This window comes from Mycobacterium simiae, from assembly GCF_008370645.1.
GTDB classification, from domain to species: domain Bacteria; phylum Actinomycetota; class Actinomycetes; order Mycobacteriales; family Mycobacteriaceae; genus Mycobacterium; species Mycobacterium simiae_A.
Genome location: NZ_VTZN01000271.1, coordinates 1 through 4,353 on the forward strand (window position 1 = coordinate 1; position 4,353 = coordinate 4,353).

Here is a 4,353-nt window from a genome sequence, read left to right on the forward strand (position 1 = left end):
GGCGTGGAAGCCATGAAGTATTCGACGAAACCCGGTGTCTCATGCACTAACTCGGCGTAGGTGCGCTGCGCCAGAGCGGCAATCTCGTCGAGCACCGCGTAGGCCGGCGCCGCCGTGTCCCCGAGGCCCTCAACGTCGAGCAGCGTCGATTCCAAGGTGGCAGCCAGCAGGCTCTCCAGGTTGCGCCGCGCCATCTGCGGTTCGGCGTATTTGGCGGCGATCACCTCGCCCTGCTCGGTCAGACGTAGCGAGCCGCTGACCGCGCCCGGCGGCTGCGCCAGGATGGCCTGATAGCTGGGCCCGCCGCCGCGGCCGACGGTGCCGCCACGACCGTGGAAGAGCCGCAACCGGATTCCCGCTGCGCGGGCCGTTTCAACCAGTGCGAGCTCGGCGCGGTAGACCGCCCAGTTGGCGGCTAAATATCCACCATCCTTATTGGAGTCGGAGTAACCCAGCATCACCTCCTGAATTCCACCCCGCGCTCTCACATAGCCCCGGTAAAGCGGAATGTCCAGCATCGCCTGCAGAATCGCCGACCCGTGATGCAGATCCTCGATCGTCTCGAACAGTGGCGAGATACCCACTGGGCAATACCACTCAGGTCCCGAAACATCCAGTAGTCCGGCCTCTTTCAGCAGGATCGCCGCTTCCAACATGTCCGATACCGACCTGCACATCGAAATGATGTAGTTGGGCACCGCCGCCGCACCGTAAGTTTCGACCGCGTGCGCCGCGGCCGTGACGATGTCCAGCTCGCCGCGGGCCACGTCGGACAATTGCGGCCGCCGGTCACCGATCAGGGGACGCCGGGTGCTCAGTTCGCCCACCAGCAGTGCGACCCGCTCGTCTTCGGGCAACGAGCCGTAGTCCGGGTGCACGCCGGCCCACGCCAGCAGCTCGCCGATCACCTCTTCATGCACGTCGGAGTTTTGCCGCAGGTCCAGGCCGCACAAATGAAAACCGAAAACGTGCACGCCTTCGCGCAGCAATGCCAGCCGGTCATCAGCCAACAGCGCACTGCCGTGCGTACGCAGCGACGCGTCGATGGTATCGAGATCGGCGCGCAGTTCGGCGGGCGTGGCATAGGGCGGCAAGCCCAGGTCAAGCAGCTGCTGCGGTTGCCGGTCCAGCATCTGCGCGGCCGTAGCGCTAAGCCGAGCGCGGATCGCCCGCAACGCCCGCCGGTACGGCTCGTCGTCGCGGGCTTGCTCCTGGCAGCCGTCGGCCAGTGCGGTCAGCTCCGGCGTGACGTTGAGCAGCCGCGACGACATCGATAGCTCCTGCTCGAGCTGGTCGAGCTCGGCCAGGTAATGCGATAGCGCGGTGTATGCGGCGCTTCCGGTGGCTAGCCTTACCACCTCGGCGGTGACGTTGGGATTGCCGTCGCGGTCACCGCCGATCCAGGAACCCGGTTGCACCATGGGCTGCGATAACAGGTCGGCCTCGGGCCATCGGGCCTGCAACGCCTCCCGGACCTCCGCATTGACCTGCGGGACTACCTTGAAGAACGCCGACGAGTACAACCGCAGCCCAACCGCGATCTCGTCGCTGATGTGCAGCCGTGATAGCCGGATCAGGGCGGTCTGCCACAACGTGAGGACCTGGCGGCGCAGCTCCAATTCGATGTTGCGGCCGTCGTCGGTCTCGGTGTGCCCCGCTGCATGCAGCCGCATCAACTCGGTGATGCGGTGTTGGGTGACAAAAACGGTCCGCCGCCGGGTTTCGGTGGGGTGGGCCGTGATGACCGGGGATACCACCGCGCCCCGCAGCGCGTCGGTAACAGTGGCCGAGTCCAGCTGGGCTGCCGCTCTTTTCACGTCAAGTTTCAGATAGGTGGCGGCCAGGCTGCTGTCCTGCGGCGGTTCGCCGGCGGCGACGTGAATGGCGCGCCGGCGTTCCCGGTGGATGTCTTCGGCCACGTTGGCTAGCAACGCGAAATGGCTGAAAGCACGGATGACCGGGAGGGCCTGGTGGATGTCGATGCCGTCGAACATTCGCGCCATCTCGACACGATCGATCTCGGAGCGCCGCACCCGGAAGGACTCCACGCGGGCACGCTCGACAAGTTCGAAGACCTCGGCACCGCTATGCTCGCGCACTGTGTCGCCGAGGATGGTGCCCAGCAGCCTGATGTCGGCCCGCATGGGCTCGGTCGCGTCGCGACCGACCCGGGTCCGGTGCACATCGCCGATAGGGTCCAACGCGGTATCGGTGGCTTCAGCCATGTGTTCCAGTATCGGTGACTGGCTCGCCCGGCGCGTGTTGTCAGCCGGCTGTTCGGTAGGCTTCGGGTCATGGAATTGGCGCTGCAGATCACCCTGGTGATCACCAGTGTGCTGGTGGTGTTGTTGGTGCTGCTGCACCGCGCGAAGGGTGGCGGCTTGTCGACCCTGTTCGGCGGCGGTGTGCAGTCCAGCCTGTCCGGGTCGACCGTCGTCGAGAAGAACTTGGACCGATTGACCCTGTTCATCACGGGGATCTGGTTGGTGTGCATTATCGGCGTGGCGTTGTTGATCAAGTACCGCTGACCTCCAACCGCACATCACTCACCCACTGCAGCTGGTTAATTTGAGTCCGTCCAGCGATCCGCTCCGCCGGCTGAGTCTTCCGACGGCATCGTGTGACAACCCGCTACCCGCCCATCGCGGCGTTAGCCGCCGCCGCGTCCAGGCCGCTGCGCCGCCCTAGGCGCTTGTACATGCCCTTGCCTGCCCAGTTCTGGTGCGTCCAGTAGAGGCGATGCAGCACAGGCAGTTTGGGGATCCAGAATCGATCGGGCAGCGCCACCGATCCTGTTGTTCGAACTCGCCCCAACGGCACGTCGCCCACCACCACTCCGGGCCCTTCGTCGGTGTTTCGCGCTGCAACCACTCGACCCCATCCATCCACGATCTGCGTCTTGCCAACGAAGAACGTGCGATATGGCAGCCGGACGTTGGATGGCGCGGCGAGGTAGAAATCACCGGCCAAGGTCCCACAGTGGCTGGCCTGAATCACAGGGACTCCCAGGTGGCGCGCGAACTCGACCGGTGCTTGTTCGCTGAGCTCGCGGTTGGTACGCGCGGCCGATCTGAGCAGGTGGGGCACGGCAGGCCAATTGCTGGGCAGGTCCCACCAGTGCGTGCCGGTGATCACCAGCTGGACGCGACCAGCCATCCTGGCCAGCGTCCGGGTGCGGATGAGTTCCCAGCATACGGCGGCACCTACGCCTCCGAGTTCGGTCGCAAAGACGCCGTCGTCATGGCCTCCGATGTAAAAGCAGTTCTCCCACATCGTCGGAAGGTCTTTGTCGTGCGTGTGCAGCTTTCCCCCAGGGGTAGCCAGGTAGTACCGGTTGAACAGATCGTTGCCGGCTGCGACAAGCAGCGATCCGCCGATGTATTTGCGATGCGTCGTCGCAACCTCGAGCAGGAAATCAGTCGCCGCGTTGTTGCCTGCCGGTAGCGCGACCCGAAACGCCTCCACCGACGGCGCCAGCGCGCCCGTGAAGAACTCCGGAAGCGCAATGATTTCCGCTCCCCGCGCCACCGCTTCTTCGGTGAGGGCCCGAACATGCGAAAGGTTCTGCTCGAGCTGTCCAGTCGTTGTCGATATCTGAACCGCCGCTACCTTGGTGGTGCCCGGCATGAGCTACCTCGAACAAATCGTTAAACATCCTAACTCACTGCCCCGCAACCGATTTCGAATACATCAGGTCCGAAGCGGAGAATTACGGCTGCTATCGGCTACCTTCACATACTGCTAGTATGCTACATACTAGCAGTATGTGAAGATGATCGGCGCTTTCGGCAACTCGAGGCGCGCAGCTACGGCGCGGGAACGGCGAGGCATGAACGTAACCGAAGAGTTTGCCGACAGGTTCGCAGACTTCTGGAAGGCGCCATCGCCGGATCGCCTGAGCGACCTGCTTCATCTCGACGTGCTCCTGGTACAGCCGCTCGCACCGCCCCGGCACGGTCTGGCGGCGGCCCAGCGAGAGTTCACCAGGATCTTGAGTTGGCTTCCTGACCTGCGGGGCGAAGTTGATCGGTGGAGCCGTGTCGGCGACGTGGTCTTTATCGAGTTCCGACTGATCGCGCGGTTCGGGAATGAAGTGGTCGAGTGGCCAGTCGTCGATCGGTTCTCGCTACGGGGCGACAAAGCCGTGGAGCGGGTGAGTTATTTCGACTCGTTTCCACTGATGTTGACCATCCTCAAGCATCCGTCAACCTGGCTCAGCTGGTTGCGATCAGTGACCACGCGGGCGCAGCGGGCATGATCTCAGGAGCCAAACCCGCCGCACGCCAAGGACGCAGCCGGCGCTCAGACCACACCGACGCGACACGCCAAGCACTCGTCGAGGCCGGCCGTCAG

4 protein-coding genes are annotated in these 4,353 nt (G+C 64.2%); 2 read left to right on the plus strand and 2 right to left on the minus strand.

Annotation, left to right across the window (positions count from 1 at the left end; genetic code table 11):
• Positions 1–2,225 (minus strand): phosphoenolpyruvate carboxylase (gene ppc / locus F0Q45_RS24545; RefSeq protein WP_149656367.1); only part of this gene is annotated, 2,225 nt, incomplete at its 3' end.
• A gap of 69 nt (positions 2,226–2,294) precedes the next feature.
• On the opposite strand from ppc, the gene secG reads away from it, so the two are divergent.
• Complete coding sequence (secG, locus tag F0Q45_RS24550; protein ID WP_149656368.1) at positions 2,295–2,528, plus strand: preprotein translocase subunit SecG; 234 nt, start codon at positions 2,295–2,297, stop codon at positions 2,526–2,528.
• A 103-nt stretch (positions 2,529–2,631) separates the two neighbouring features.
• Here the strand turns inward: secG and F0Q45_RS24555 are convergent, their stop codons facing one another.
• Positions 2,632–3,627, minus strand: a complete 996-nt coding sequence (locus F0Q45_RS24555) for a carbon-nitrogen hydrolase family protein (protein WP_149656369.1) — start codon at positions 3,625–3,627, stop codon at positions 2,632–2,634.
• 202 nt (positions 3,628–3,829) lie between these two features.
• Between F0Q45_RS24555 and F0Q45_RS24560 the strand changes: the two genes are divergently transcribed.
• On the plus strand, positions 3,830–4,258 hold the full coding sequence (locus F0Q45_RS24560) for a nuclear transport factor 2 family protein (RefSeq protein ID WP_149656370.1): 429 nt from the start codon (positions 3,830–3,832) through the stop codon (positions 4,256–4,258).
• Positions 4,259–4,353: the final 95 nt, after the last annotated feature.